The sequence below is a fragment of the Actinoplanes sp. NPDC048791 genome, assembly GCF_040650095.1.
Classification (GTDB): domain Bacteria; phylum Actinomycetota; class Actinomycetes; order Mycobacteriales; family Micromonosporaceae; genus Actinoplanes.
The window spans coordinates 1-2,763 of record NZ_JBEZGQ010001066.1; the positions used below are offsets into that span (position 1 = coordinate 1).

Consider the following 2,763-nt stretch of genomic DNA (forward strand, 5'->3'; position numbering starts at 1 on the left):
GGGGCCGGCTCTCCGGCTGCCGGGCCGGGCTCGGGGGCGTCACCCGTGCGGCGGTTCTCCGCCAGCGCGCCCGTCTCGGGCGGCGCCTCGTCCGGCTACCCGGTCGCCGGGTCCGCCCCGCATCCCTCGTCCGCACGGATCACGCTGGACGAGCGGGACGACGGGGACACCTCGTGGCGGCCCCGCACTGCGACGAGCGATTCCGTGCCGCGTGCCGGGTCGTCGCCGGATCCGGATGCCGCCACCGGGGCCGGTCGGGCGCCGTCCTCCGCCGGTCCATCGCCATCCCCCGCCGGTCGCTCACCGCTGGCCTCCGGGGAGCGCGACGCGTTCCCGGCGCCGACGAGCCCGCCCGCTCCGCCGCCCTGGCCTCCGTCGGCCGAACGCCGCCGGGCCCAAGCCACCGCCGACGACGGCCCGCCGGTCACCGTCGACCTCTCCGGCCGGGTCACGCCGACCGATCCCGCCCCGACCGGCCGCTCCTCAGCCACCGGCGACGAGGATCCGGCCGGCGACAACGACGCCGAACGCCGCGAGCCCGGCGTCGACACCACCGCCATCCTCGAACTACCCCCGGGCCGGACGGAGTCGTCCTCCTGACCACCACCGGCTAACCGTTTCGGCGGTCTTGCGGCTATTGTGGCCCGCCGGGTCGTACGGATCAGCCGTGCGCCCGGCGCAGTAAGTACCATGCCCCGGGGAAGTTGGGGTTCTACCGGGACGGGAATGAGCATGACCGCGACCATGGACGAGTCCGCCACGTCAGGCGGCTATGCCGACGCGCCCGAAGACACCACCCGTATCGACCCCGAGCGGCTCGCGCTGTGTCTGCAGGTCATCGCCGAGGCCGAGGAGCTGGACCCGGAGCACCCCGATGCTGTGGCCGTACGCCGGGCGACCGCCGGTCTTTTCAAGACCGTGAAGCTGCGCCGCCGCCGGGACCGCCGGGACGCCATCCTGGCCAACGACCGCGCGGTGACCGCCGCGACCGCGACCGGTGCGCCCAGCCGCATCGACGACGAGACCGCCGGCATTCCGCTGGCCACCGCGACCACCACGACCAGCGCGGGCGTCCTGCGCCAGCCGCGCGGCTGCTACATCTGCAAGCAGCGCTACGTGCAGGTCGACGCGTTCTACCACCAGCTCTGCCCGGCCTGCGCGGCGAAGAACCACAGCCACCGCGACGCCCGCACCGACCTGAACGGGCGCCGGGCGCTGCTCACCGGCGGCCGCGCCAAGATCGGCATGTACATCGCGTTGCGGCTGCTGCGGGACGGCGCGCACACGACCATCACCACGCGGTTCCCGAACGACGCCGTGCGGCGCTTCGCCGCGATGCCGGACAGCGCGGACTGGCTGCACCGGCTGCGGGTCGTCGGCATCGACCTGCGGGATCCGGGGCAGGTGGTCGCGCTGGCCGATTCGGTCGCGGCCCGCGGACCGCTCGACATTCTGATCAACAACGCGGCCCAGACGGTACGGCGTTCGCCCGGCTCCTACTCGGCACTGGTGGCGGCCGAGTCGGCGCCGCTGCCCGACGGTCCGCTGCCGGAGCTGGAGTATCTCGGCGGGCACGCGATGGCGGCGCACCCGGCGTCGCTGACCGACGGCTCCTCGTTCAGCCCGCACGCGCTGACCGCCCTGGCGCTGACCAGCGGCTCGGCGAGCCCCGACCGGATCGCCGCGCTGACCGCGATCGACGCCGGCGGGCTGGTGCCGGACCTGGCGCCGACCAACAGCTGGAGCGACCGGGTGCACGAGGTCGACGCCCTGGAGCTGCTGGAGGTGCAGCTCTGCAACGTCACGGCGCCGTTCGTGCTGGTCAGCCGGCTGCGCGCGGCGATGACGGCGTCGCCCTTCCCCCGCCGGTACGTGGTGAACGTCTCCGCGATGGAGGGCGTATTCGCCCGCGGCTACAAGGGCGCGGGTCACCCGCACACCAACATGGCCAAGGCGGCGCTGAACATGCTGACCCGGACCAGCGCCGAGGACATGTTCACCGACGGCATCCTGATGACCAGCGTGGACACCGGCTGGATCACCGACGAGCGCCCGCACCCGACCAAGATGCGGCTGGCCGACGAGGGCTTCCACGCCCCGCTGGACCTGGTCGACGGCGCGGCCCGGGTGTACGACCCGATCGTGCGCGGCGAGCAGGGCGAGGACCTGTACGGCTGCTTCCTGAAGGACTACGCCCCGATCGCCTGGTGACCGTCATAGTCAGCGCGCGCCTGCTCGACGCGGCCCAAATGGCCTGAGCCCCATTCGGCCAGGGCGGCGAACAGGGGCGCGAGGGTCAGGCCGAGCTCGCTGATCTCGTACTCGACGCGGGGCGGGACCTCGGGATGGTAGGTGCGGGTGATCAGCCCGTCACGTTCGAGCTGGCGCAGCCGCTGGGTCAGCACCTTTGGGGTGATGGTGGCGACCCGGCGCTGCAATTCGACGAAGCGCTGCCGCCCGAACTCGTGCAGAGCCCACAGGATGGGCGTGGTCCAGCGGCTGAAGACGATGTCGACCACGGGCCCGATCGGGCAGGCGGTCTCGGGCGGAGCCTCGCGGCTGGGCTTCACGGGGTAGTCACTTTCCTCTAGGTACCTACTATCCCGGCGATGTTAGCTTCCCTTCCTCAACGAACGACGGAGGGAACGACATGATCGTGGTGACGGGGGCGACAGGGTACGTGGGCGCCCCGCTGGTGGCCGGCCTGGCCGCAGCGGGCGAGCAGGTGACAGCGGTGTCGCGGCGGCCGGCGGTGCTGCCGGC

Annotated in this window: 3 protein-coding genes and 1 pseudogene; 3 read left to right on the top strand and 1 reads right to left on the bottom strand. The window is 73.0% G+C overall.

The genetic code is table 11. The features are described from left to right. Positions 1 to 600, top strand: a pseudogene (locus AB0C29_RS42210) (hypothetical protein); the annotation flags it as partial. Between the two features lie 144 nt (positions 601 to 744). Continuing rightward, positions 745 to 2,211, top strand: a complete 1,467-nt coding sequence (locus AB0C29_RS42215; RefSeq protein ID WP_360833101.1) for an SDR family NAD(P)-dependent oxidoreductase — start codon at positions 745 to 747, stop codon at positions 2,209 to 2,211. Here the strand turns inward: AB0C29_RS42215 and AB0C29_RS42220 are convergent. Further along, the gene (locus AB0C29_RS42220; protein ID WP_360833098.1) at positions 2,190 to 2,519 is read right to left on the bottom strand and encodes a helix-turn-helix domain-containing protein; all 330 of its coding nucleotides are present in this window, start codon (positions 2,517 to 2,519) and stop codon (positions 2,190 to 2,192) included. The two genes, AB0C29_RS42215 and AB0C29_RS42220, sit on opposite strands and share 22 nt — an antisense overlap. A 131-nt stretch (positions 2,520 to 2,650) precedes the next feature. Between AB0C29_RS42220 and AB0C29_RS42225 the strand changes: the two genes are divergently transcribed. Then, on the top strand, positions 2,651 to 2,763 hold a 113-nt coding region (locus AB0C29_RS42225; RefSeq protein WP_360833104.1), incomplete at its 3' end, for an NAD-dependent epimerase/dehydratase family protein.

Coding starts and splice junctions, on each gene's coding strand:
- AB0C29_RS42215 (WP_360833101.1), top strand. CDS start 745: ATGGACGAGTCCGCCACGTCAGGCGGCTATGCCGACGCGCCCGAAGAC.